The organism is Vibrio frigidus (genome assembly GCF_042465995.1).
Taxonomy (GTDB): Bacteria; Pseudomonadota; Gammaproteobacteria; order Enterobacterales; family Vibrionaceae; genus Vibrio.
This window is the reverse complement of record NZ_JBCDMC010000024.1, coordinates 1-25068: the sequence shown is the minus strand read 5'-3', so window position 1 is coordinate 25068 and position 25068 is coordinate 1. Positions and strand designations below refer to the sequence as shown.

At 40.6% G+C, this 25068-nt stretch carries 22 protein-coding genes and 1 pseudogene; 12 read left to right on the top strand and 11 right to left on the bottom strand.

The features are described from left to right. The first annotated feature begins 771 nt into the window (after window positions 1-771). On the top strand, window positions 772-1155 hold the full coding sequence (gene crcB, locus AACW90_RS22480; protein ID WP_195704699.1) for a fluoride efflux transporter CrcB: 384 nt from the start codon (window positions 772-774) through the stop codon (window positions 1153-1155). Window positions 1156-1538: 383 nt separating this feature from the next. Here the strand turns inward: crcB and AACW90_RS22475 are convergent. The 3 genes from AACW90_RS22475 to AACW90_RS22465 form a co-directional block, all read right to left on the bottom strand. Continuing rightward, window positions 1539-2574, bottom strand: a protein-coding gene (locus tag AACW90_RS22475) for an IS630 family transposase (RefSeq protein ID WP_390239218.1) whose coding sequence is annotated in 2 segments (ribosomal slippage) — window positions 1539-2114 and window positions 2116-2574 — 1035 coding nt in all. Because the reading frame shifts where the segments join, the coding sequence is not laid out codon by codon here. A gap of 378 nt (window positions 2575-2952) precedes the next feature. Further along, window positions 2953-4740, bottom strand: coding sequence for an aminopeptidase P family protein (locus tag AACW90_RS22470; protein ID WP_390239214.1), 1788 nt, complete (start codon window positions 4738-4740; stop codon window positions 2953-2955). Between the two features lie 83 nt (window positions 4741-4823). Next, window positions 4824-5765, bottom strand: a complete 942-nt coding sequence (locus AACW90_RS22465) for a LysR substrate-binding domain-containing protein (RefSeq protein ID WP_390239223.1) — start codon at window positions 5763-5765, stop codon at window positions 4824-4826. 106 nt (window positions 5766-5871) lie between these two features. Here AACW90_RS22465 and AACW90_RS22460 point away from each other — a divergent pair, with 106 nt between their 5' ends. Beyond that, window positions 5872-7056 carry a multidrug effflux MFS transporter gene (locus AACW90_RS22460; RefSeq protein WP_390239211.1) on the top strand — a complete coding sequence of 395 codons (1185 nt, stop codon included), beginning with the start codon at window positions 5872-5874 and terminating at the stop codon, window positions 7054-7056. 110 nt (window positions 7057-7166) lie between these two features. Further along, complete coding sequence (tsrA, locus tag AACW90_RS22455) at window positions 7167-7448, top strand: H-NS-like global regulator TsrA (protein WP_195704695.1); 282 nt, start codon at window positions 7167-7169, stop codon at window positions 7446-7448. A 30-nt stretch (window positions 7449-7478) separates the two neighbouring features. Here the strand turns inward: tsrA and AACW90_RS22450 are convergent, their stop codons facing one another. From AACW90_RS22450 to AACW90_RS22435, 4 genes are all read right to left on the bottom strand, one after another. After that, a complete protein-coding gene (locus tag AACW90_RS22450) occupies window positions 7479-7961 on the bottom strand; it encodes a DoxX family protein (RefSeq protein ID WP_390239207.1) in 483 nt (160 codons plus the stop codon). A gap of 12 nt (window positions 7962-7973) precedes the next feature. Beyond that, on the bottom strand, window positions 7974-8735 hold the full coding sequence (locus AACW90_RS22445; protein ID WP_390239205.1) for an HvfC/BufC N-terminal domain-containing protein: 762 nt from the start codon (window positions 8733-8735) through the stop codon (window positions 7974-7976). Then, on the bottom strand, window positions 8732-9586 hold the full coding sequence (gene bufB, locus AACW90_RS22440; protein WP_390239202.1) for an MNIO family bufferin maturase: 855 nt from the start codon (window positions 9584-9586) through the stop codon (window positions 8732-8734). The genes AACW90_RS22445 and bufB overlap by 4 nt, the downstream gene beginning before the upstream one ends. A gap of 79 nt (window positions 9587-9665) precedes the next feature. Next, the gene (locus AACW90_RS22435; RefSeq protein WP_390239199.1) at window positions 9666-9926 is read right to left on the bottom strand and encodes a BufA1 family periplasmic bufferin-type metallophore; all 261 of its coding nucleotides are present in this window, start codon (window positions 9924-9926) and stop codon (window positions 9666-9668) included. Between the two features lie 275 nt (window positions 9927-10201). On the opposite strand from AACW90_RS22435, the gene uvrD reads away from it, so the two are divergent. Further along, window positions 10202-12373, top strand: a complete 2172-nt coding sequence (gene uvrD, locus AACW90_RS22430) for a DNA helicase II (RefSeq protein ID WP_390239197.1) — start codon at window positions 10202-10204, stop codon at window positions 12371-12373. Between the two features lie 178 nt (window positions 12374-12551). Here uvrD and AACW90_RS22425 read toward each other — a convergent pair whose 3' ends face one another. Both AACW90_RS22425 and rarD read right to left on the bottom strand, forming a co-directional pair. After that, window positions 12552-12677, bottom strand: coding sequence for a hypothetical protein (locus AACW90_RS22425; RefSeq protein ID WP_390239194.1), 126 nt, complete (start codon window positions 12675-12677; stop codon window positions 12552-12554). A gap of 348 nt (window positions 12678-13025) precedes the next feature. Next, window positions 13026-13937, bottom strand: coding sequence for an EamA family transporter RarD (gene rarD, locus AACW90_RS22420; RefSeq protein ID WP_390239191.1), 912 nt, complete (start codon window positions 13935-13937; stop codon window positions 13026-13028). Window positions 13938-14110: 173 nt separating this feature from the next. Here rarD and recQ point away from each other — a divergent pair, with 173 nt between their 5' ends. The 3 genes from recQ (at window position 14111) to AACW90_RS22405 (ending at window position 17167) form a co-directional block, all read left to right on the top strand. Beyond that, window positions 14111-15949, top strand: a complete 1839-nt coding sequence (gene recQ, locus AACW90_RS22415; RefSeq protein ID WP_390239188.1) for an ATP-dependent DNA helicase RecQ — start codon at window positions 14111-14113, stop codon at window positions 15947-15949. Continuing rightward, window positions 15945-16250, top strand: coding sequence for a DUF3630 family protein (locus AACW90_RS22410; RefSeq protein WP_390239220.1), 306 nt, complete (start codon window positions 15945-15947; stop codon window positions 16248-16250). The genes recQ and AACW90_RS22410 overlap by 5 nt, the downstream gene beginning before the upstream one ends. Window positions 16251-16495: 245 nt before the next feature. Next, on the top strand, window positions 16496-17167 hold the full coding sequence (locus AACW90_RS22405) for a 7-cyano-7-deazaguanine/7-aminomethyl-7-deazaguanine transporter (RefSeq protein WP_390239185.1): 672 nt from the start codon (window positions 16496-16498) through the stop codon (window positions 17165-17167). A 77-nt stretch (window positions 17168-17244) separates the two neighbouring features. Here AACW90_RS22405 and gppA read toward each other — a convergent pair whose 3' ends face one another. Both gppA and rhlB read right to left on the bottom strand, forming a co-directional pair. After that, complete coding sequence (gene gppA / locus AACW90_RS22400; protein WP_390239183.1) at window positions 17245-18738, bottom strand: guanosine-5'-triphosphate,3'-diphosphate diphosphatase; 1494 nt, start codon at window positions 18736-18738, stop codon at window positions 17245-17247. A gap of 18 nt (window positions 18739-18756) precedes the next feature. After that, window positions 18757-20058, bottom strand: coding sequence for an ATP-dependent RNA helicase RhlB (rhlB, locus tag AACW90_RS22395; RefSeq protein ID WP_195704685.1), 1302 nt, complete (start codon window positions 20056-20058; stop codon window positions 18757-18759). 113 nt (window positions 20059-20171) lie between these two features. Here rhlB and trxA point away from each other — a divergent pair, with 113 nt between their 5' ends. The 5 genes and pseudogenes from trxA (at window position 20172) to fre (ending at window position 24629) form a co-directional block, all read left to right on the top strand. Beyond that, window positions 20172-20498, top strand: coding sequence for a thioredoxin TrxA (trxA, locus tag AACW90_RS22390; protein WP_195704684.1), 327 nt, complete (start codon window positions 20172-20174; stop codon window positions 20496-20498). A gap of 208 nt (window positions 20499-20706) precedes the next feature. After that, a complete protein-coding gene (gene rho, locus AACW90_RS22385; protein WP_195704683.1) occupies window positions 20707-21966 on the top strand; it encodes a transcription termination factor Rho in 1260 nt (419 codons plus the stop codon). A 211-nt stretch (window positions 21967-22177) separates the two neighbouring features. Continuing rightward, window positions 22178-23620 (top strand): annotated as a pseudogene (gene ubiD / locus AACW90_RS22380) (4-hydroxy-3-polyprenylbenzoate decarboxylase); the annotation flags it as partial. Window positions 23621-23640: 20 nt separating this feature from the next. After that, on the top strand, window positions 23641-23910 hold the full coding sequence (locus AACW90_RS22375) for a 2Fe-2S iron-sulfur cluster-binding protein (protein WP_390239179.1): 270 nt from the start codon (window positions 23641-23643) through the stop codon (window positions 23908-23910). An 8-nt stretch (window positions 23911-23918) separates the two neighbouring features. After that, window positions 23919-24629 carry an NAD(P)H-flavin reductase gene (fre, locus tag AACW90_RS22370; RefSeq protein WP_390239176.1) on the top strand — a complete coding sequence of 237 codons (711 nt, stop codon included), beginning with the start codon at window positions 23919-23921 and terminating at the stop codon, window positions 24627-24629. The last annotated feature ends 439 nt before the right edge of the window (window positions 24630-25068 follow it).

The following is a 25068-nucleotide window of genomic DNA, read 5'->3' as shown; positions in this document are numbered from 1 at the left end:
TTTCATCTGCATAGATTTTTGCTGACTAGCAAGCTTTTTGAAGTCGATATTATTGAGGTTTTCCATAGTGATAATAAGTTTGTTTCAGGTAGCCTCAATTAGATCATATTTTTACTTTAATTGGTATCACTCCGGGGGACGCGTGTGATTGTGTACAGAGAGCGAATCTCGTCCACTCCACCAGTTCTTACAAAAAAAGTTTAGAAGCCTCAGCAGACATGCAGAGGCTTCTTGCATTTTAAGTTTGGCATGAATCAGGAAAATGACCTAATCCACAATATAATTGTCATGGAGCGGGGATCAGTGGGCAAAGAGGTGCATTGTCGAGCGTACAGGGAAGTCTTGAGTAATCGGCCGATTACGATCACAGACTTGCCGGGCGATTTAGAATACCACTCTGAAGTGGTTACTCAGTTGGTTAGCTTTTTATTGTGTAGAAAGCATTCTAGTGCTTAAGAGTTCCGAAATTGATCAACGTATCTCTTAATCATGAGGTATAAAATCAGATGAACTTAGATCTTAGATTCAAAATACAGATTTTGATAACGCTTCGGGGGAATGAAGGATTAGAGATAGTGATTCTTAGATAACCTTAGAAGAAAATCAACCAGCCTGCCTGGATATGTATATATATACAGTTTAAGTTACACCTGTAACATTTAAAATCTAACGAATTATTTGGCATAACTATACTGCTTATGCATTATTTTTATTGGTTAATTTAGAGCTAAATCTATAGAATATCGTCAATCTTCTTTTCTTTGGTTAATTATGAGTCAGTTTACAATCTTAGGTTTTATCGCAATAGGAGGAGCGTTTGGTGCGTGCTCTCGATATTTGATCTCCGAGCTTTGCGTTATGTTGATGGGGAGGGGGTTCCCGTATGGAACATTAACCGTTAACGTTGTGGGCTCTTTCATTATGGGTTTGCTCATTGCTGCTTTTGAAACTGAGTTATTGGCTCAGGTTCCATGGAGACAAGTTATCGGTCTTGGCTTTTTAGGTGCGCTAACAACGTTTTCTACTTTTTCGATGGATAACGTCTTATTGTTGCAGCAGGGTGCTTTTTTTAAAATGGGACTCAATATATTACTTAATGTAATTCTAAGTATTTCAGCGGCATGGTTAGGTTTTCAGCTTCTGACTCGTACCTAGATTGAGTTATTATTCTGGGAATAGACATTACTGTCGATGGTTTTTTTGTTTAAGGTGATAATGGAAATTGAAGCTTAATATTTGCTAAACCAAGATAATGATCTGTGTGGTCCATTAATTTGATAGCTATTGAAACGTCTTGGTAATATCTATTATGTATTGCCCTTGCTAAATAGCGATCTAACATCTAAGGCCTATTTAATACTCTCTAATGTTTCACGTGAAACAAAGACGATAGTTACTCTACCATTCTATGAACTGAGAATGTACTTTTCGAAACTAAGCGGTAAACCAACTTTCTACCCAATCAAAAACCACCTGTTAATTTTTCAATATGGTAACTATTTTCGATAATAATTCGTCAATAATACCATTCCGGAAAATTAACTGGTCAGGTCTATCCAGCTTCTAGAACACATTTCCGTGACTCTCTTTGAGCTTTCTAAAAAGCCATTCCATGCGGTGCATATTTGAGAAACTATATCGTCATAGTGCTCAAAACTTTGGTTGGCGAGGTAATGTTGTCGTAGCCAACTCCAAACTTGCTCGATAGGATTCAACTCCGGGGAATATGGTGGAAGTTTGATGATACTGACATTATCGAATTGGTTAACGATATCTTCGGTATGCCATCCTGCACCATCCATTATCACCACTGCATGACGCCCACTTTGGGTCATTTCAGATATCTGTTTCAAGTGTTCAATCATAATATCTTTATTGACCCAAGGGACGACCATTGCCTCACCTATACCTCTTGCGGGACAAACGGAACCAAACAGATAGGCGTATTCAAATTGCTGCTGTTTCACAACTCGAGGCCGAGTTCCTCGTTCTGCCCAAAGTCGTGTTGTCGTGTTTTGCTGGCCGAATCTAGCTTCATCCTGAAACCAAACATCAACGTACTCAAGCCCTACGTGGCCAGGGATCTTGAGGATCGCTTCAATTTTGAATTTTTTTAAAATCGTCCTGAGCTTGTGGCGATTGTTTAGGGTGTTTTGAGCGTGACGTTATCCAAGAAAAGCCCATATGCTCGAGCAGATAGTAGATGGAGTTTGGGTGATAGTGCTTATCGAAATTATTAATTATGTAAGCGTGTATATCACTGCCAGTCAGTCGACCACCTGATGAGTTTTCAGCTTCTGTTTTGATGTATTGGCTGAGTTGCTCACGTTGAGCCAGAGTCAAAAATGCTGGTCTTCCAGTTCGTGGTTTTTCTTGGAAACCATCGATACCGTCTTCTAGAAAGGTTTGAACCCATTTATTCACGCTGGTTCTACTCACTTTAAGAGATTTTGCAATTTGGGTTCTAGAAGCGCCGTCTTTGAAGTGTGCCAAGGCCAAAAAACGCATTTTCATCTGCATAGATTTTTGCTGACTAGCAAGCTTTTTGAAGTCGATATTATTGAGGTTTTCCATAGTGATAATAAGTTTGTTTCAGGTAGCCTCAATTAGATCATATTTTTACTTTAATTGGTATAATAGCCCTATTGGAGGGTTAATATTGAGATTCTAGTTAAGTAATTATTGGTAGATATCAATCTGATATTTAGATGGTCAGAGATCCTGCTTGGAGCGTTTGTATCTAGCTGAGTACTGAATTGTCGCAACGAGAAATGGTTGGAATGAGTATGCTTGTACTCAATCGCTGCTATTTCTATTAAGGCTTTGACGAACAACATTACTATAGAAGGTTGTTCGTAGGTGATTCTTAATGAGGCTATCTTGATATGTTTCACATGAAACATACGGCGTAAACGCTGCATGTTATCTTAAAATCAAGAATGACTTAATGACTTAATGACTTAATGGCGAGGTGGCGTTGTTTAACCATACACCAATCTCGCGGTTTACGAGTGGTGATAAGATCGTACGTACTTTCTCATGATAGGCGTTTAACCATCGTAATTCTGGTTTAGTTAAAAGATTAACATCTATGCATCTTAGATCGATAGGGCAGAGCGTTAATTCTTGAAAGCCAAGTCCAGAAAAGTCGCCAGTCGTGGCCTTTGAAATAATAAGTTCTAAATTCTCGATACGTATACCAAAACTGTTTGCTCGGTAATAACCGGGTTCATTCGAAACGACCATCCCAGGTAACAAGGCGACGGTATTTGGTCTCTTAGATATACTCTGAGGTCCTTCATGAACACTTAAGAAGTGACCGACACCGTGACCGGTCCCGTGGTCAAAATCAAAACCATTAGCCCACAGATGTTGCCTAGCCAATACATCTATCTGGCTTCCTGTTGTGCCATGAGGGAAGACGGCTGTCGCGATCCCAATATGACCTTTTAACACGAGGGTAAAGAGTGTTTTCATCTCATCTGTCGGAGTACCAATAGCTACGGTTCGTGTTATGTCTGTCGTACCGTTAGGATACTGACCTCCGGAGTCAACTAAGTAGAGTGAGTTGAGTGTTAGGCTCCCTGATATCTCTTGGTCGTTATGATTATAATGACACATAGCAGCATTAGAACCAGCAGCCGAAATGGTGTCGAAACTAAGGTCGACTAGTTCCTCATGTTCTTCTCTGAAGTTTTGTAATCGATCCGACAAATATGCTTCATTATGTAATCTCCCAGATTCAACTTCGACATCCAGCCAATTCAAGAATTTTACCATTGCCACCCCATCAACGATATGGCTTGAAATCATCCCTGTAATCTCGGTCGAGTTTTTAACTGCTTTGAGCATTAAACAAGGATCAGCATCATCGATCATTTTGACAGAAAAGTGATCCATCTGGAGCTTGAACCAAGCGCTACTAGAGGTAGGGTCAAACAATACATTTTTACCACTTAGATTCTCTAAGTGTCGAGTGAGTTGCTTTGGATGCACAATGGTAACGCCACCGCCTACATGCGTATCGAAGTTAGAGGAAACGCGCTCTTGCTCAATAAAGAAATCAACACTAGCATCAGAATAGATAATTGCGTGTGACAACAATACTGGCAGCCGAGACACGTCTAAACCTCGTATGTTCAATAGCCAACAGATAGTATCCAATCGAGTCAGGACGGCCGCATCGGCATTTTTTCCAGATATGATTTCAGCTATACACTCACGTTTCGACAAACTGTCTAAACCCACAATATCTTTACCCATAAGACGCATGTTAGTAAGGCTTGCGTCCGGCCGGTCATTCCAACAATCGTCGACAGCGTTGTTCGATGTTTCCATCAATCGCATATCGGTATCTAACAAATTTTCAATATTTTCAAGCCATGAGGCTGGGTGCATTCTAGGGTCATAAGCGACAGTCTTAATCGAGTCTTTGTGGGCATTTAGCCATTGCCAATAAGGTGCTTCGGTTAGATGATGATATTCAAATATGTCATTAGGTACTTGGTTTTTGACCTGTACGGTATACCGACCATCGACAAATATGGCCGCGTTGTCTCTAGTGATAATTGCTGCGCCAGCAGATCCAGTAAATCCTGTCGCCCAATGCAATCGCTCATTATGCGCGGGAATATACTCCCCTAGGAACTCATCCTCATGAGGAATGATAATTGCGTCATAATTATGGTTGGTAAGCCACGTACGTAAGGATTCTATCCTTTGCGATATTGTAGTGTTCATTAACATTCCTTTTGATGTATAGATGTCGAACGTTTGAGAATCGAACTGTTACCAGAACGCTATAGTTGAAACATCTTGTGCCCTTATCTTAGATGTTGAGTTTTCTCTATGATAAGGGTTTTTAACCAGCTCAATGCTGGGTCATTCTCTCTTTCAGTGCTCCAAAAAAGTGTGTATGCCATAGGAGGAAAGTCCAAAGGAAGAGGAACTAAGGTTAAGTCATAATGATTCGCTACGAGTTTAGTGAAATAGCTTGGCGCAGTAAATATAAAGTCACTATAAGTACAAAGTGCAGAAGCACTATTAAAGTCTGGGACAGTGATAGCAATATCACGTTCGCACCCTTGTTCGGCCAGCTTGTAGTCCAATAACCATCGATCACTCCCATCACAACGTACCTGAATATGCCTAAGCGCGAGGTAGCGATCGAGCGTCCATTCCTCATCCAATATAGGATGATTTTTTCGAATGACGCACATTTGTCTATCGCGGTATATTTCAGTTTCAGAGATATATTTCGGCGTAGGCATCGTTAACGCGGCGTGAGTCATGTCTATATCTCTACCAGTTATTCCAATATCCAATTCACCATTACGAATATTTTGAAATGTTTCATCCGTCCAGTTATGGGAACTTATGCTGATGTGGGGGGCATTACTGAAAAGCGCAGGTAAAAAGTGTGGAAGTATGAGCGGATAAGCGCTTTCAACTAAAGCAATATTGAATTTAATCCGAGAAGAATCGGGGGCAAAAATATCTGGTTGGTTAATCAGTTCTAATTGATGTATTAAACGGTCTAATTTTGGGTGTAAATTAAGTGCTCTTGGTGTTGGTTTTAGACCATGTGATGTACGCACGAACAGAGGATCTTCAAATTGAATGCGTAATTTTGCAAGCGACTTACTTACCGCCGATTGACTAACATACAAACGGTTTGCTGCCCTTGTGACGTTAAGCTCCTCAAATAGAACTTTAAGGCAAACTAGAAGGTTTAGATCTATCCGAGACAGGTTCTCTAGGTTCATCATGAAATTCCAAAGAGGAATAGTTGTAATGATTATAAGCCATTTGAGTTCATATCAGTAGCTCTATATTATGCGAGTCCACAACATGATATGGCAAGTGAGAACAATGAATAATCAAACAACAGATAAGTTTCAAATGGCATTATTAGTCATGTTGGTTCTGTTTAGCCCGTTAGCTATCGACATTTATCTACCGGCTCTACCTCTAATCTCTGAAACGTTCCACGTGGAACATGCGTTGGCGCAGGACACGGTGACCTGGTTTTTATTCTCTATGGGTATTGGACAACTATTTGCTGGCCCTTTAGCTGATAAATATGGTCGTAAGAAAATTGCGTTGACTGGAATTATGATATACGGCGTGAGTGCTTACTTAGCTTGGTTAGCGAGTAGTATTGAACTCTTACTTATTGCTAGATTACTACAAGGTTTTGGAGCATGCGCGACAGCTGTTGCGGCTTTTGCGACGGTTAGGGATATGTTTGGTGCTGAAAGAAGTGGCAGAATGATTAGCTACCTTAATGGTGCAATATGTTTCATTCCCGCACTTGCTCCGATACTAGGCAGTTATATTACTCAGCAATTTGGTTGGCGTAGTAACTTCTCTTTTATGGCAATATTTGCTCTTGTAGTGGGTAGTCTTATATTACTTGGAATGAAAGAGACGAATCCTATTCAGGAAAATCAAAAGGTATTTAAGTTAGAACGATATTTAAGTGTAGTTTCAAATACAAATTTCTTGTTTCATGCGTCACTTTGCATGCTTTCTATGGGGGTAATCCTCGCCTATGTTACGTCAGCACCAATTGTACTGATGGAACAAATGGGGCTGAGTATGAACGCGTTCACATTTTGGTTTGGTGTAAATGCAGTGGTCAATATTTTCGCTGCCTTTCTGGCCCCTAGGCTAATGGACAGTAAAGGAACACATAGTGCGCTAATTATTGGTATCGTGACAATGCTTCTTGGTGGCACATTAATGCTGCTATTGCCAAGCCATCAATACCCTTGGGCATTTATGTTGCCAATTTTCCTATCATCTGTCGGTTTCGCACTCGTATTAGGGATCTCAGCAGGAAAAGCTCTGGCTCCATTTGGTGATAGAGCGGGCACAGCTGCAGCACTGGTTGGATTGTTTCAAATGAGTGGAGCAGGTATTGTTGTAGGAACGGTACAAAGACTGGGCCTAGATGCTCAGAATGGGATCGCATTACAGATGTTTTTCATTGCACCGGCTTTAATTATCTTATTTAGTAAGCGTGGAAGATTGTGGCATCAACCTTGTCATTAATATAATTCCAACAATTAGTAGAATGTTTGTTTTCCAAGCAAAGAATACAGTGTATATTCAGAGTCACACCGTGCATACCTACTATTAACCGTTGGAAATATATACATCTAATGTCATTAACGACTTATGAAATGGCTCGCATATTAGAGCAACTAGAAGAATCGCCAGAAAAAATAATGTTTGGCAAATTGCTCAACGAGTTAGGTAATCAAAGTGAAGAACGAATTCGAAGCGCAGCTAAACAAGTGCCACTTTATATACTGCGAGATATCGTTTATCAATTTCAAAGAGTAATCGAATCGCGAAAAGGTGAGCAAGTTGAACTTATGGCTAAGGAACTAGCCGAGCAAGGAATTTCCGCAGAAGAGTTACAAAAATTCCTAGATAAATAGGCTTCCATTTTAGATAAGAGCCTATTTATTCTAATTCAAGTAGCTATTTTCTGATCTGATATTAAAGACTTTAGATTTAACTAAATAATCTATTGAGAATGCGCCTGCACCCCAAACAATATTTATTAATATCATCAAGCCCCATAACTGGTGGTCATAAAATCCTTTCTCCCAAAGTAATGGGTATGAGGCCACCGCTATGATGTTAAACCCGAACAACGCCACCGCCATCGGTCTAGTTAATACCCCTAATGCGATGAATATTGGTAATGCCAATTCTGCGGCTGTCCCCAAATATGCAGCAAGTTCCCACGGCAAGAATGGAACGACATACTCGTATTCAAATAAATAGAGCGTGCTATCCCATGTGGCTATTTTCGTAAGCCCTGAGTTTAAAAAGACCCACGCAACCCACAGCCGACAAAAAAGTAAAAGAAAAGGAATAAAAATCTGCTGAAATTGTTCGGATGCGGATTGATACTGTGTAAATAATCTTTGAATTAAAACTGACATATTATCCCCTGATTATATATGTACCTGAAAGCCGATAAATAAGTTTAAAGATATTAATTTTTGTAGGTGTACGACTAACTCCGGATTGATTTTACCAAGTGGCGTCTTGGCGTCTACTTGCTCAAGAAGTGATATTTCATCATTATTAAGCGTTACAACGAATAATTCGTCTTTGCTTAAAACTAATACAATGCCACTTTCTGGTTGGTTTATTTCCAAATTGACAAAATCATTATTTTTAATCGCGTTGCGGATGGAAAAGACAGCGTAATTTGATTTAATTAGGCTAAGTGCTGGATTTAAAAACAGACATATATCGGCTTGCTGTTCAGCGTTGAATGTTTGGAGTTTATCGAAGGCATAAAGGTTTGGTGTTGGAGCCGGTTGGTTATACGTTTGGTTACTGTCATCGATCGCCCATTCCAAGGTTGCTATATCCGCCAAATAAGGCACGGCGGCAATAACTTGCTCTACAGATTTTATGGTTTCTGAAAAATCCACACCATAACCAGCAACATTTCCCTCTTGCAAAGGGCAGGAGAGGATATGCTTTCGAGCAAGACCATCGAAGCATTCCTGTCCTACTAGGCTTAAAACGATCGGATAGGTCGAACATAGAACTTCATTAAGACTGATAATGAAATTATTTCGATATATCTGTATGCGGTCGTCAGAGGAGAAGTGATTACTGCAAACATCGCAATCATCGCCGTTCGCTTTATAGTGAAGTGCTTTTGAAAAGTTCAATTGAAGCTCTGATAACGATAACGTCATGATACCTTCCGTATCTGATTCCCTAAAGAATGCAGATGGCGGCTAGCAATTTCGGCCTGACCTAACAATATGCTCGGTTCGGGTATATCCAAGTCCCACTCTATAAGAGTATGCCTTGGACCATGCTTCGCTATCCAGTTAGAGAAAAGTGCCCAAACTTCATCACTCACAGGTTGGCTGTGTGTATCTATCCAGATTTCGCCTTTCTCAGTGACATTCTTCGTAAATCCGGCCAAATGGATTTCTTTTACTGTATTTGCGTCGATACCAGCGAGGTACGTCTCGCTAGAAAAACCGTGGTTAAATGAAGATACGTGTATATTATTGAAATCAAGTAAAAGCTGGCAGTCAGTGCGTTTCTGTACCTCAGACAAAAATACCCACTCATCAATTGTTGAATGGTTAAAGCTTAAATAACTGGAAGGGTTCTCGACCAATATTGGCTGTTTTAGATAATCTTGAACTGTTAAGACATTTCGACAAAAAACACGAAGTGCTTCTTCAGTGTAAGGCAATGGAAGTAGATCATTGAAATAATGTCCTCCATTCTCACTCCAGCTTAGATGATCGGAAACAAAGATAGGATCGATATCGTCAATCAAAGCTTTAAGTTTTGCCATGTGGCTTTCGTTTACAGGTGCGACAGATCCAAGAGAAAGGCCAATACCATGACAACTAATATCGTAATGTTCACGTAATACGTGAAGATCATTCCTATGTTGAGAGCGGCTAGCAAAATAATTTTCGCTATGAATTTCTAACCAACTTAGTTCTGGCGTACTTTCTTTAAAAAAGTCGATGTGTGGCGTTCTAAGACCAACTCCAACTTGGTGATGTAAATCAGATAGCATAATAGAGCCCTTTGGCTTTCTTTTACCTAGAACAATCAATTAAATCAGGAAAGATCATCAGATTGCTCTAGAGAAAAGATTAACTAGATGAAGTACTGCCACCCGTCAAACGATCACAAAGGCCAGCTGGTACCATGATGAATGCATCTTTCTGAGCGTCTTCTTTTGAAGTACCTGCACAAGAGCTGTTTTTCGTTGCGCAATCATTTTTTCCTGCCTTAGCTACCCCAAAGCATTTCTCTTTCTCTGCAGCAACGGCATGAGTAGTGGTCAACGTTGTTGCACCAATTGCTAGAAGGCTGGTAACGATTGCTGTAACGGCTAGATTAGACTTTTTCATAATAATTTCCTTTGAACTTATTCCATAGTTTAGTAAGGCAGAGTTAATATTGTTATTGTTGAGCCATTCATTAACTTGCTTATTGAATAGGAGCTGTTCTTTTGACGAAAAATTTCAACTACTTACAATTAATTCTCATTTCTATTTTAACTGCTTGAAAATAAAGATATAAAATTTTAAAAAATTATTTGGACTAAACGGCGCTAAATAAGATGTTTAATGTATAATCGTTAACTTATGTATAAATAACCAGTAACTGTATTTAGGAATAAACGATGGATGCTTCATTACTACTTGATGGTCTTAACGATAAGCAGAGAGAAGCGGTTGGCGCACCGCTAGAAAATATGCTGGTATTAGCCGGAGCAGGTAGTGGTAAAACAAGAGTTTTGGTCCATCGAATTGCTTGGTTAATGACGGTAGAAAATGCATCTCCATTTTCAGTTATGTCCGTTACATTTACGAACAAAGCCGCGGCAGAAATGCGAGGACGGATTGAGGAATTGATGAAGGGCAGTGCCTCTGGGATGTGGAATGGTACCTTTCATGGCATTTGTCATCGGATACTCAGAGCTCATTATTTAGATGCTGACTTACCGCAGGATTTTCAGATCCTCGATTCTGATGATCAACAGCGTTTACTTCGTCGGTTAATAAAAGCGCAGAACCTAGATGAAAAGCAGTGGCCAGCAAAACAAGCTGCTTGGTGGATAAATGGCAAGAAAGATGAAGGTTTGAGACCTAAGCATATAGATGCCTATCAAGATCCGATCACACAAACTTGGCTTCAGGTTTATTCTGCATATCAAGAGGCATGTGATAGAGCTGGTTTGGTCGATTTTGCAGAAATTTTGTTACGTGTGACAGAATTACTCCGTGATAAGAAGTTTATCAGAGAACACTACCAAGCTCGTTTCTCACATATTCTCGTTGATGAGTTTCAAGATACTAACAATATCCAATACGCTTGGCTTCGATTGATGGCAGGCAAAACAAGCCATGTGATGATAGTTGGGGATGATGATCAATCTATCTATGGCTGGCGCGGTGCAAAAATAGAAAACATCCACAAATTTACCGAAGAGTTCCCTAGTGTCGCGACGATTCGTCTTGAGCAAAATTACCGTTCGACTAAAACGATATTGAAAGCTGCCAATGAGCTAATCGAAAATAATACGGAACGGATGGGTAAAGAGCTTTGGACTGATGGGGAAGACGGCGAACAGATTTCTGTTTACTCTGCCTACAATGAGTTGGATGAAGCTCGTTTTACTGTGAGTAAAATAAAAGAGTGGCAAGAGAAAGGCGGTTTGCTTGTCGATTCTGCAATGTTATATAGGAATAACGCCCAATCTCGAGTTTTAGAGGAAGCACTCATCCAGGCCAAATTACCTTATCGAATATATGGTGGTATGCGATTCTTCGAACGCCAAGAAATTAGGGACGCATTGAGTTACTTGCGTTTGACTGCAAATCGACGAGATGATGCAGCGTTTGAGCGGGTAGTCAATACTCCAACCCGTGGGATGGGGGACAAAACGTTAGAGACAATACGCTTAGCTGCTCGTGAGCGTGGCGCTACGATGTGGGAAGCAAGTGTGGCATTGCTTAACGAAAGGGTTCTTGCTGGCAGAGCAGCAGGCGCCTTAAGTCGATTTATCGAATTGATTGATGCTCTTGAAGATGATACGGCTGAGTTTTCTCTTCATCAACAGGCCGATCATGTAATTAAATCTTCAGGTTTGTTTGCAATGTACGAGCAGGAGAAGGGAGAAAAGTCCAAAGCCCGTATTGAGAACTTAGAAGAACTCGTCACCGCAACGAGACAGTTCGAAAAACCCGAAGAAGCGGATGATATGACAATGTTGTCTGCATTTCTATCACATGCGGCATTAGAGGCGGGTGAAGGGCAAGCCGGTGAGTTTGATGATGCAGTCCAATTGATGACTTTACATAGCGCTAAGGGTTTAGAATTTCCAATGGTATTTATGGTTGGGGTCGAAGAAGGTATGTTCCCAAGCCAGATGTCAGCAGAAGAAGCGGGTCGGTTAGAAGAAGAAAGACGGCTTTGTTATGTTGGTATGACTCGTGCGAAAGAGAAACTCTTCATTACCTACGCAGAAATGCGTCGTTTATACGGCCAAGATAAATACCATAAACCTTCTCGATTTATAAAAGAATTACCAGAAAGCTGCATAGAAGAAGTTCGCATGAAAGCCCAGGTTAGCAGACCCGCCACAAGCGGACGTTTTAGCCAAACAATAGTGAAAGAGAATTTCAATGAAACTGGATTTAGTTTAGGTCAAAGAGTCACTCACTCCAAATTTGGCGAAGGAACAATTATAAACTTCGAAGGCAGTGGTCCACAAAGCCGAGTTCAGGTTGCCTTTAATGGCGAAGGGATAAAATGGCTGGTTACGCAATACGCAAAATTAGAAAAAATGTAGAAAAGAAAAACCCCGATACAAAAGTATCGGGGTCATAGTCTTACTTGCAGCAATCCAGCTACTAAATATGCTCCATGCATCAAATCCATGATAGTGTGCTGTAATCCTTCAGCGTATTCCTTTTCATCGCCTTCCTAGCGGTGTCCTTGATCTCATCCTGATCTGCTAACAATCCTCGTCAGCGTTCGTCACTTGATCCTTGAGCGGTGTCCTTTACATCATCCTGATGTTCAATCCTTGCCTCTTCCAGAGGTGTCCATTGTCTTTCCCTAGTAGCAACCATCCTAGTTACTATTGCGTCCATTCAATGTCCAATCGCTTTCCTTGCAGATTACTCATCCTGAATAATCAATTCTTCATCCTGAAGACCACCTAATCCTTGGTGCTTTCCTGTTCCGTGTCAGTATCCTTCCGACAAGACAAATAATAGCAATTATCTGCCTATCAACAAGAGGGGTAAAAATCTTCCTAATTGGGAACAGTAATGCCTATTGTTATTAAGCGTTGATTTTAAAGGATTAATGCAAAGTAAGAGTCTATTACTCAATAGAAAAACACGGAATGGCTTACGCCTTTGTAAGAGATCTCTCACAAATAAATAATCTAATCTCTTAGATGTAACACTGAGTAAAAAGTCATGTTTTGTACATTTTTACGCTTTTCGTTTCTTTCTATTTTGATTAGCGAACTTTAAGCCATCTAAACTAAAGACGAACAATGCACCCCAAATAAAGGCAAAAGTTATCGCCTTGTCTGCTGAGAAAGGTTCGTTATATATAAACACGGCAAGCAAAAACATTAAACTGGGGCCTATATATTGGAAAAACCCTAATGTAGATAACATGATACGAGTTGCCGCGCCGTTAAAGCAGAGCAGAGGTAAGGTAGTGACAATGCCCGCAGTAAGAAGTAGTACATTTAGATTCAAATCATTATCGAGCAAGCTTGAGGTTGGGCTATCGGCAATAAAGGCGAGGTAAATAAGCGCTGCGGGCAGAATAATCATCGTTTCAATAAATAACCCAGTCTGGGCATCTAGATTGATTTTTTTTCGGAGTAACCCATAACAACTAAAACTCGTCGCTAAAGCGAGAGCGATGACAGGCACTCGACCAAACGCGAATATTTGAATAGCAACGCCTATAAAGGCAAGTAGCACTGCAAACCATTGAAGTTTTCGGAGTCTTTCCCCTAGAAAAAACATGCCAAGTAATACATTAAAGAGCGGATTAATGTAGTAGCCCAGACTCGCATCAATCATATGTTCAGAATTCACCGCCCAGATAAAAATTAACCAATTTGTCGCAACAAGCAGTGAAGTAATAGTTAAAAAAAGCATACTTTTCTTGTGGGTCAGAACTTTTGCGACGATTTTCCATCGTTTACCTAGGTGCAAAAGAAAAGCAAGAAAGACAAATGACCATATAATTCTGTGGCTAAGTATCTCTAATGGTGCAACTTCAATGATGGCCTTAAAATAGATAGGCGCTATGCCCCACATGGTGTATGCGGCAATCGCCAGTAATACGCCTTGTTTTGATCTAGCCTGTTGTTCGGATGTCATGCTTTTTAAACTTATTAGTTATTTGGAGTAAGGGATCAAGTATAAAAGCGATATCACATATTCACCTAATAATTTGATGTGTTATTCCCTGCTAAACCCAACTACAATGTCTCGCTATATTAAGAACCCCATTTCTTAAATGACCGCTCCGTACTTTATCTATTAGGATACTAATGACTTCCAAGCTTTTAGCACAGCAAATCGATGCTGATAAACCTGATGCAAAGTCGATACTTAATGATGTATTTGGTTATCAGAATTATCGTGACGGCCAAGAGGAAGTTATTACTGCCGTTCTAAATGACCAAGATAGTTTAGTGATTATGCCAACGGGTGGTGGTAAATCGCTTTGTTATCAAATACCTGCATTGGTTAAAGAAGGGCTGACAATAGTTATCTCGCCACTTATCTCGCTGATGAAAGATCAAGTCGATCAGTTAAAAGCAAATGGTGTTGCCGCTGGATGCCTGAACTCTTCAATGACAAGGGAAGAATTGAGCACAGTTTTCGCTAGAATGAACAACGGGAAACTGAAACTGTTATATGTTTCTCCTGAACGAGCGTTAAGCCAAGATTTCACCGAACGATTGTCGTGGGTGCAAGTTTCAATGATTGCAGTTGATGAAGCACATTGTATATCACAATGGGGGCATGATTTCAGGCCGGAATACGCTGCCTTAGGTCAATTAAGGATGCAATTTCCTAACGTTCCGTTTATGGCTTTAACCGCGACAGCAGATGATGCAACAAGAAAAGATATTGTTTCTAGACTGCATCTTAACCAGGCGTTGATCTATCTAGGAAGTTTTGACCGTCCCAATATTCGTTACAATCTTGTAGAGAAACACAAACCAGTTTCACAAGTGGTTCGTTTTTTGGCAACTCAAAAAGGTCAATGTGGAATTATTTATTGTGGTAGTCGAAAGAAAGTAGAAATGCTGACTGAAAAATTGTGCAATAACCACATTCGTGCTGCAGGCTATCATGCCGGCATGGATTCTGATGAACGAGCCTATGTTCAAGATGCTTTCCAAAGAGATGATGTTCAAATTGTGGTCGCTACCGTTGCTTTTGGTATGGGGATAAATAAACCCAATGTTCGGTTTGTTGTTCATTTTGATATTCCAAGAAATATCGAATCTTATTATCAAGAGACAGGGCGAGCAGGTCGTGACGGTCTTCCTGCGGAAGCTATGATGCTATTTGATCCGGCAGATATGGGTTGGTTACGAAAAATATTGGACGAAAAGCCAGAAGGTGATCAAAAAAGAGTAGAAACACATAAACTCAACGCCATGAGTGCATTTGCTGAAGCGCAAACTTGTCGTCGACAAGTATTGCTTAACTATTTTGGTGAATATCGGCATGAACCCTGTGGAAACTGCGATATATGCTTGGATCCGCCAAAACATTTTGATGCAACAGAAGCCGCACGAAAAGCACTATCTTGTGTGTACCGTGTTAATCAAGGTTTTGGTATGGGTTATGTAGTGGAAGTTTTGCGAGGAATGCAAAATATACGTGTTAGAGAAAACGGTCACGATAAACTCTCTACTTACGGTATAGGGCGTGAACATAGTCACGATTACTGGATTAGTATTATGCGTCAGCTTATTCATAAAGGAATGCTATGTCAGAACATTACCCGTAATTCGACATTGCAACTAACAGAAGAGGCGAGACCACTCTTAAAAGGAGATATGGTAATTGAACTCGCTGTCCCAAGATTAGACACAACGGTTAGGGCGGCGAAATCGAACAAGCTCGCGAATCGTAATTATGACAAAAAATTGTTTTCCAAGTTACGTAAGCTGCGTAAGTCTATCGCGGATGAAGTTGGCTTACCTCCTTATGTCGTATTTAGTGATGCGACATTGATTGATATGGCTGAAGTTTTACCGACTTCATATGGTGAAATGCTTGCGGTGAATGGTGTAGGGCAGGTGAAACTAGAGAAGTACGCTGACAAGTTTTTAGATGCTATACAGGAGCACGTTACCCATGGCGATTAACAAGCGTTGGGGGTTAATTGAACATATAGAGGCGGAAGGTAAGTTAGTCTTAACTGCGCCACCTTTTGATGTTGATTCTTTCCCCAAAGTAGGTGAAGAGCTAGTCTGTTTATTATCGGCTGATATTAAAGAGAAGCAACTTGATGCGGATCTCCATTCTTGGTTGGTTGATTTTGAAGGTTGCCTCTTTTTTTTAAGGGCAGAGCATTACTCTGAATCTGTGTGGCTCGAGGCATTGTACAAAGAAGAAAGCCGGGAAGAGGTCGCTTATTTAGCGAGTCTGTTTTCACAAGGGTTTTAGTTTTAAAGATGTTTATCACTATCTGACCAATTCATTATTATCAAGGAATCCATCATAGAGTAATCAAACATCCGGTATGAATAAATTTTTAGACTTAAACGTTTGCTATTCTTTTAGGCTCTTGAAGCTTCATTTGATTGATGTATAATCGTCGCCCGCTCGTAAGAGCATTTTTAACTGCTTTAAAGAAGACATGTTGTCTACTTGGGTTCCCTCAACCCCAAGCAAAACTAAAAAGGTACAAAATGAATAATTTCACCCCTGCGCAAATGCGTAAAGCACTCTCTATACTTGTTCTGTTTCACTTGGTGATTATTGCGTCTAGCAATTACTTGGTTCAACTGCCATTTACTATTTTTGGTATGCATACCACTTGGGGGGCATTTACCTTCCCGTTTATTTTTCTAGCAACGGACCTTACGGTACGTGTTTTTGGTGCCAAGTTGGCCAGAAAAATAATATTCTTAGTCATGTTACCGGCTCTAATCGTCTCATATTTATTGTCTGTGGTTTTCTTTGAAGGACAATTTCAAGGTTTTGGACCGTTAACGGAGTTTAATCTATTTGTTGCACGTATTGCTGTAGCAAGTTTCATGGCTTACCTATTGGGCCAAATTCTCGATGTTCATGTATTTAATCGCCTGCGTCAGTTGAAACAGTGGTGGATAGCACCAATGTGTTCAACCTTGATTGGTAATGCTCTCGATACATTAGCTTTCTTTGCCATTGCTTTTTATCAAAGCCCAGATGCGTTTATGGCTCAACATTGGAAAGAAATCGCCTTGGTTGATTATGGTTTTAAGTTAATTATCAGCTTGGGATTATTCGTACCTATGTACGGTATGTTTCTCAATTACTTAGTTAAGAAAATGACTGCGATGAACCCTGACTTGAAAGTAACTGGTGTAAATGCTTAGAAATAAAAAAGCGAATTTCATATTGAAATTCGCTTTTTTAATGTACCTACCTAAAATAACCTATCTCTAACTTTCGATTATTCAGCATTTATTATCAACGGCCATCCTATATCGGATTGACGGTTAGACTCTATTTCAAGTTCAGCTGTTGTCAGTGGGTTTTGTTCTAACCATGATTTTTGAATCGACATAACTAGCGAATTTTGATCCGCTTCAATACGATATTGTGGCTCTAATTCAGAGCTTCTTCGATGCGTTAAGATAATCGCAATTCTTAGTAGACGGAGCAATCTCTTACCACTGAGTTCAGAAATAGCATGCTGCTCCGGCAATGAAGAAAGCGGATCTCTATAGCGACGAGTTAATTCGCTAATATAGTATTTTTGTGCACGGGTGAAGCCCGGTAGATCGAGGTTTTGCAAAAGGTAGGCGCTGTGCTGACCACCCTTTTTAAAATCAATAGCGAGTCCTATTTCGTGAAGCTTGGCTGCAGCTTCAAGTAATATTGATGCTTGGGATTCAGGTACCCAAGTACTCGCACCGCACTGCTGAAGTAGAGAAAGTGATACGTTGAACACTTGCTCTCCATAGAGTTCATCTATTTGATAACGAGACTGAACGCTGCTAATGGTTCGAGAGCGAATATCATCCTGTTGCATTTCAATCATCATTCCATAGACCATTCCCTCGCGCAGAGCACCGCCTGCCAATGTCATGGTGTCGATCTTTAGGAGTTCAAAAATGGCGATTAATATGGATAGTCCACTTGGAAATACCAACGCCCTTTCTAACGTCAAACCGTCTATTTCTAGTTCTTCTAAATGATCGGCTTGCATAGCCTGTTTCTGCAATCGCTTAAGTTTGGAGTGAGTGATCACTTCGTCCATGCCTTGCGCAAGCATTATCTCTTGTAGAGCTTGAACGGTTCCACTGGCGCCTACGCATACATCCCAACCAATATCGTTATATTGTTTAAGAATTGGATGTAGAGTTGTTTTTGCCGCCTCAATTGCAGCGTCAAAATTGAGTGTATTGAGCTGACGATCTTTAAAGTGTTTTTCTAACCAAGTGACGCACCCCATTTTTACACTGGTTAATGCTTTGGCATTGAAGCCTTCTCCTATGATGAGTTCAGTACTTGCACCGCCAATGTCGACAACAAGCCTTCTACCTAAACCACCAGATGTATGAGCGACACCTTTATATATTGTTCCAGCTTCTTCTTTACCAGATATGACATTTATGTCATATCCAAGAATATGATTTGCGTGTTTTAGAAAAATATCCACATTAGTGGCCGTTCTTAGTGTTGCTGTACCAACAATGCGGATATTCTCTTCTGGGATATCTTGTAATCTTTCAGCAAACAATCTTAGACAGTCCCAGCCTCGTTGCATCGCTTCAGGGCTGAGAGCGTTATTCTCATTGAGTCCAGCAGCCAAGCGGACTTTCCGCTTAATCTTTGCCATTGTTTGAACACTTCCATCAATATGCCGTACAACGAGCATGTGGAAGCTGTTCGAGCCTAGGTCAATGGCCGCATAGAGCGGCGATGAGATTGCTTGATCCATATTTACTTTATCTATTCCTTAACTACGAGGTTGACGTGGTCGGTAGTTACTTCGCTTATTGTTGCTGCGATTACCGTTACGTGGGCCACCTGTCGGTCTACGGTTGTTGCTAGGTCTTGTACGGGTACGAAGTGCCTGTGGAAGATCATCGAGTAAAGCGCTCGGGTCATAATCTGATACAGGTATTGTGTGTTCAATGAATTCTTCAATTGCGGTCAAGTTAATTGCGTACTCTTCACAAGCAAAGCTGATTGAATTGCCACTTTCTCCAGCGCGACCTGTACGGCCAATTCGATGGACGTAATCTTCGCAGTCGTCAGGTAAGTCGTAGTTAAATACATGCGTTACTTGTGGGATATGTAATCCACGAGCAGCAACATCCGTCGCAACCAAAATATCGACTTCACCTTGAGTAAATTGCTCTAGGATTCGTTCTCTTTTCTTTTGAGGTACATCACCAGTCAAAAGACCAACACGATGATTGTCTGCAGCTAAATGGCCCCAGATTGAATCACATTTATATTTGGTATTAGCAAATATAATTGCACGGTCTGGCCATTCTTCTTCAATTATCGATTGAAGAAGGGACATTTTATGCTCGTTTGACGGATAGAAAAGCTCTTCTTGGATGAGATATCCGGTTTTTTGTCCAGGTTCTACAACAACATGCTCTGGGTTATGCATGTGCTCAAAGGCGAGTTCCTGTACACGATAAGAAAGTGTGGCTGAAAAAAGCATGTTCAAGCGATCAGTCGGTTCCGGCATGCGGCGGAAAAGAAAGCGGATATCTTTAATAAAACCTAAGTCGAACATTCTATCAGCTTCATCCAGTACAACCACCTGGATGTGGTTCAAATTAAAAACTTTTTGTTTATAAAAGTCGATAATTCGGCCTGTTGTACCAATGAGGATGTCTACACCCTGTTCTAATTTTGATACTTGTTTATCGTAACTTTCGCCACCATAAGCAAGTCCAGCTTTTAGCCCTGTCGATTCAACTAGAGACTCAGCATCGTTGTAGATCTGAATCGCTAGCTCACGAGTCGGCGCCATAATAATTGCGCGAGGTTGGTTTGGTTTCCGCCCTTCTTGCTCCGGAGTGGTTAGTAAGTGGTTGAAAGCAGCAGTAAGAAACGCTAACGTTTTACCAGTACCCGTTTGGGCCTGGCCTGCAATATCTTGGCCGGTGAGCAGTACCGGCAACGCCAAAGCTTGGATAGGGGTACAATATTCGAACCCTTTTTTATCTAAACCTTCAATGACTTGCGGCAGTAAACCGAAGTCGGCGAATTTGTGCTCTGTGATATGAGTGTTTTTCATAAGTTATAGAATATCAGTTAAGGGTTGCAATACGGAAGCAAATACATTCCAATAGGGAATCTATTTCCTGGTTATCATCCAACCAGTAGCATATAAACACATTGGAGTGGAAGATGAGTGATAAATTTTTGCAGCTATCAGATGAAAGTTTTGAAAACGATGTAATCAAAGCTGCAGGGCCTGTATTAGTTGATTTTTGGGCTGAATGGTGTGGACCTTGTAAAATGATTGCACCTATTCTAGATGAGATCGCAGATGAATACGAAGGCAAACTCACTATCGGCAAACTAAATATCGACCAAAATGCTGGTACACCACCAAAATTTGGTATTCGTGGTATTCCAACGTTACTTCTTTTTAAAGATGGTAGTGTAGCAGCAACGAAAGTTGGTGCACTTTCTAAATCTCAATTAAAAGAGTTTTTAGACACAAACCTGTAGTTTAGTTTTGATATAGAGCGAGAAACCGTGCACTTTAACATTTGCGCGGTTTTGTTTTTTGTAAAACTAGACTAGTCTTTCATTTAGTGCTAGTTTGTCGCACGATAAATAAACAAATGTTCATTTCTTGGTCGCTCCTTAGACCGAAAAAATCATAACTAAACAAACAGATCCTATTTTGACAACAAAAGCTAAAGCATCCACTACTATGAATCTGACTGAATTGAAGAACAGGCCTATACCTGAGCTTGTCAAGCTTGGTGAAAGCCTCGGTCTGGAAAACCTTGCTCGTCTACGTAAACAAGACATTATTTTCTCTACTCTCAAAGCCCACGCGAAAAGCGGTGAAGACATTTTTGGAGATGGTGCATTAGAAATCCTTCAAGACGGTTTTGGGTTTTTACGTAGTGCAGATAGTTCTTATCTTGCGGGTCCAGATGATATTTATGTATCACCAAGCCAAATACGCCGTTTTAACTTGCGTACTGGCGACTCTATCGCGGGTAAAATTCGACCACCTAAAGATGGCGAACGTTACTTTGCTTTGCTAAAAGTTAACACTGTTAACCACGATAAACCGGACAACGCGCGTAACAAGATTCTCTTTGAGAACTTGACTCCTTTGCATGCAAATGAACGCATGACGATGGAACGTGGTAATGGTTCGACAGAAGACATTACCGCACGTGTTTTAGACTTGGCTTCACCTATCGGTAAAGGCCAACGAGGTTTGATCGTTGCTCCGCCAAAAGCGGGTAAAACAATGTTGCTACAAAACATTGCGCAAAGTATTGCTCACAATCACCCTGAGTGTATATTGATGGTTTTACTTATCGATGAACGCCCTGAAGAAGTGACAGAAATGCAACGCCTTGTAAAAGGTGAAGTTATTGCGTCAACTTTCGATGAACCTGCGTCTCGACATGTACAAGTTGCTGATATGGTAATCGAAAAAGCAAAACGTCTGGTAGAACATAAAAAAGACGTGGTCATTTTGCTTGATTCTATTACGCGTCTTGCTCGTGCATACAACACCGTTGTTCCATCATCAGGTAAAGTTTTGACGGGTGGTGTTGATGCGAATGCACTACATCGTCCTAAGCGTTTCTTCGGTGCTGCACGTAACGTTGAAGAAGGTGGTAGTTTAACGATTATCGCTACTGCATTGGTTGATACAGGCTCTAAAATGGATGAAGTCATCTACGAAGAGTTTAAAGGTACTGGTAACATGGAGCTGCACCTTAATCGTAAGATTGCAGAAAAACGTGTATTCCCAGCTATCGACTTTAACCGTTCCGGTACGCGTCGTGAAGAATTGCTAACGAAGTCAGATGAACTTCAGAAGATGTGGATTCTACGCAAGATTGTTCATCCAATGAGTGAATCTGATGCGATGGAATTCTTAATCGACAAATTGGCAATGACCAAAACAAATAACGAGTTCTTCGATGCGATGCGTAGACAATAACGTCACGTTTTAGAACTATTAGCTTTTAAGAATAGAGCTACTAAGAAGCGCCACGCGTATTTATACGAGTGGCGTTTTTGTTTTTAGGAAAGCACTAAAAAATCAAGAATCTCTTCTGTTTATTATATTTCGAATAATTCCACGTTAAAAAGTCGGTTTCGTTATTTTTTTGTTATAAAATGGCAACAATTCCAATAATCGAATGAGCCCTATGAGTATTAAGGATTTACGTGACTTTATTACCCTTTTAGAAGAAAAGGGTCAGCTTAAGCGCATTACTCACCCAATAGACCCACATTATGAGATGACGGAGATTAGCGATCGCACTTTGCGAGCTGGTGGTCCTGCTTTACTCTTTGAAAATCCAGTAGGGTATGACATGCCAGTATTAACCAATCTTTTTGGTACGGCTGAGCGCGTCGCGCTGGGAATGGGGCGAAAGGAAGTTTCTGAGCTCAGAGAGGTTGGAAAGTTATTGGCTTATCTGAAAGAACCTGAGCCACCAAAGGGCTTTAAAGACGCAATTGACAAGATACCTGTATTCAAACAAGTTTTAAATATGCCGACCAAAAGGCTCAGAAAAGCGCCATGCCAAGAGGTTATTTGGCAAGGTGATGACGTTGATTTAGACAAGTTACCCGTAATGAGTTGTTGGGCTGAAGATGTGGCGCCATTGTTAACATGGGGACTGACTGTCACCAAGGGACCGAATCAAAAACGTCAAAATTTGGGTATTTACCGTCAACAAAAGCTGTCTAAAAACAAAGTTATCATGCGTTGGTTAGCACATAGAGGCGGCGCTCTTGACCTGCAAGATTGGATGCAAAGTAATCCTGGAGATCGATTCCCGGTTTCCGTTGCATTTGGTGCTGATCCCGCAACTATTTTAGGTGCAGTGACTCCGGTGCCCGATACGCTTTCTGAATACGCCTTTGCTGGCTTACTGCGAGGCAGTAAAACAGAAGTCGTTAAGTCTATAAGTAATGAATTAGAGGTGCCGGCAAGTGCTGAGATTGTATTGGAAGGCTACATCGATCCAAGTGAATTTGCGGCTGAAGGCCCATATGGCGATCATACCGGATACTATAATGAAGTAGAACAACATCGCGTGTTCACGATTACGCATATCACCATGAGAAATAATCCCATTTATCACAGTACTTATACTGGGAGACCACCAGATGAGCCCGCGGTTCTCGGCGTTGCGCTAAATGAAGTATTTGTTCCTATACTTCAAAAACAGTTTCCTGAAATTGTAGACTTTTATCTACCACCGGAAGGATGTTCTTATCGGATGGCTGTAGTGACAATGAAGAAGCAATACCCCGGGCATGCGAAGAGAGTCATGATGGGAGTGTGGTCTTTCTTGAGGCAGTTCATGTATACCAAATTTATCGTTGTTTGTGATGATGATGTGAATGCTCGAGATTGGAATGATGTGATTTGGGCTATCACGACTAGGATGGATCCAGTACGTGATACTGTGATGATTGATAATACACCGATAGATTCGCTTGATTTCGCATCTCCCACCGTTGGTTTAGGATCAAAAATGGGGCTAGATGCAACCAATAAGTGGGAAGGCGAAACTCAAAGAGAGTGGGGTAGACCCATCAAAAAAGATCCAAAAGTAGTAGAGAAAATAGATTCTATTTGGGATGACCTTGGTATTTTATGAGCCATAGAATCACTCTACTTCCTAGTGGAAAGGAATTTGATGTATCAGCAGGACAGACGATACTAGAAGCCGCGCTCAATAATAATATAAGCTTCCCACATCGTTGTCAGGTTGGTGTATGCGCGATGTGTATGTGCCGGAAAGTGGAAGGTGAAGTTTCTTATCATTTAGACCCCGTATTGACTGAAAAAGAAATACAAAAGGGATGGATCTTTCCTTGTCAGGCATTTGCAGAAACTAATCTTAAACTTACCTTTGAAGAGTAAGAGGAAATATGACTATTCGTTGTAAAGTAAAGTCCATTCAACCCTTAGCGAGCAATACTTATAAAATATTGCTCCATCCAGAAACGCCTGTCGAATTTAAAGCGGGTCAATATTTAATGGTGGTGATGGGAGAGAAAGATAAGCGCCCATTTTCTATTGCTAGTAGCCCTTGTCGGAATGAAGGAGAGCTTGAACTTCATATAGGTGCAGCCGAAGAGAACGCTTACGCGACAGAAGTTATCGACAAAATGAAAGTCGCGTTTGACAAAGGTAGCGACATTGATATTGATGCGCCGCACGGAGATGCTTGGCTTAAGGAAGGGAGTCGTCCTATATTGCTTATAGCGGGTGGAACAGGTTTCAGCTATGTACGTTCTATACTCGACCATTGTGTAAGCCAGAATATTAAAAATCCGATATATCTTTACTGGGGAGCAAGGTCGGACGGACAACTTTATGCCTTTGATGAAATGAAAACGTTATCTGAAAAGTTCAGCAATATTCATTTTATACCTGTTCTAGAAAGTGCACCTAATATATGGAATGGAAAAATTGGTAATGTATTGGCTGCTGTTTTAGCCGATTTTGACAGTTTAGCCGATTTTGATATCTATGTAGCAGGTCGATTTGAAATGGCAGGCGCAGCCAGAGAACAATTTAGCTTAGAAAAAAATGCCAATAGAGAACGAATGTTCTCTGATGCCTATTCATTTATCTAGTTTGTTATATAAATGTAAGTAAAAGGAAGTTTTATCGACCTCCTTTTTTACTTTTGATGGTAAAAAGAACAATCAAAAAGAAAAATTGAAATTTTTTGAGAAAAGGGCTTGCGTCACATAAAAATCTCCCTATAATGCGCAACTCCTAACGGCGAGACCTTGTTTAAAAAGGGATTAGCCTACAGGAATAAAATTTGGTCTTAGAGAAGTAATTCTAAAAAAGTGTTTGACACGAAGAGTTATCTCGCTAAAATGACCGCCCACTTCAACGGGAAAGTCGAAAGGCTTAAAAGTAATGATTTACTTACTATTGAAGTAACGCTCTTTAACAATTTAAACCTATATCAATCTGTGTGGGCACTCGTTGATGACAATCGAAGATGATTCTCTGCCTTAGGGCACGAAATCAACAACGGTTTCAATGAACTGAGTGACCTAA

Excerpts from the sequence above, each read along its gene's own strand:
- crcB (WP_195704699.1), top strand. The coding sequence starts at position 772 with ATGAGTCAGTTTACAATCTTAGGTTTTATCGCAATAGGAGGAGCGTTT.
- AACW90_RS22470 (WP_390239214.1), bottom strand. The coding sequence starts at position 4,740 with ATGAACACTACAATATCGCAAAGGATAGAATCCTTACGTACGTGGCTT.
- AACW90_RS22465 (WP_390239223.1), bottom strand. The coding sequence starts at position 5,765 with ATGAACCTAGAGAACCTGTCTCGGATAGATCTAAACCTTCTAGTTTGC.
- AACW90_RS22460 (WP_390239211.1), top strand. The coding sequence starts at position 5,872 with ATGAATAATCAAACAACAGATAAGTTTCAAATGGCATTATTAGTCATG.
- tsrA (WP_195704695.1), top strand. The coding sequence starts at position 7,167 with ATGTCATTAACGACTTATGAAATGGCTCGCATATTAGAGCAACTAGAA.
- AACW90_RS22450 (WP_390239207.1), bottom strand. The coding sequence starts at position 7,961 with ATGTCAGTTTTAATTCAAAGATTATTTACACAGTATCAATCCGCATCC.
- AACW90_RS22445 (WP_390239205.1), bottom strand. The coding sequence starts at position 8,735 with ATGACGTTATCGTTATCAGAGCTTCAATTGAACTTTTCAAAAGCACTT.
- bufB (WP_390239202.1), bottom strand. The coding sequence starts at position 9,586 with ATGCTATCTGATTTACATCACCAAGTTGGAGTTGGTCTTAGAACGCCA.
- AACW90_RS22435 (WP_390239199.1), bottom strand. The coding sequence starts at position 9,926 with ATGAAAAAGTCTAATCTAGCCGTTACAGCAATCGTTACCAGCCTTCTA.
- uvrD (WP_390239197.1), top strand. The coding sequence starts at position 10,202 with ATGGATGCTTCATTACTACTTGATGGTCTTAACGATAAGCAGAGAGAA.
- AACW90_RS22425 (WP_390239194.1), bottom strand. The coding sequence starts at position 12,677 with ATGGACGCAATAGTAACTAGGATGGTTGCTACTAGGGAAAGACAATGG.
- rarD (WP_390239191.1), bottom strand. The coding sequence starts at position 13,937 with ATGACATCCGAACAACAGGCTAGATCAAAACAAGGCGTATTACTGGCG.
- recQ (WP_390239188.1), top strand. The coding sequence starts at position 14,111 with ATGACTTCCAAGCTTTTAGCACAGCAAATCGATGCTGATAAACCTGAT.
- AACW90_RS22405 (WP_390239185.1), top strand. The coding sequence starts at position 16,496 with ATGAATAATTTCACCCCTGCGCAAATGCGTAAAGCACTCTCTATACTT.
- gppA (WP_390239183.1), bottom strand. The coding sequence starts at position 18,738 with ATGGATCAAGCAATCTCATCGCCGCTCTATGCGGCCATTGACCTAGGC.
- rhlB (WP_195704685.1), bottom strand. The coding sequence starts at position 20,058 with ATGAAAAACACTCATATCACAGAGCACAAATTCGCCGACTTCGGTTTA.
- trxA (WP_195704684.1), top strand. The coding sequence starts at position 20,172 with ATGAGTGATAAATTTTTGCAGCTATCAGATGAAAGTTTTGAAAACGAT.
- rho (WP_195704683.1), top strand. The coding sequence starts at position 20,707 with ATGAATCTGACTGAATTGAAGAACAGGCCTATACCTGAGCTTGTCAAG.
- AACW90_RS22375 (WP_390239179.1), top strand. The coding sequence starts at position 23,641 with ATGAGCCATAGAATCACTCTACTTCCTAGTGGAAAGGAATTTGATGTA.
- fre (WP_390239176.1), top strand. The coding sequence starts at position 23,919 with ATGACTATTCGTTGTAAAGTAAAGTCCATTCAACCCTTAGCGAGCAAT.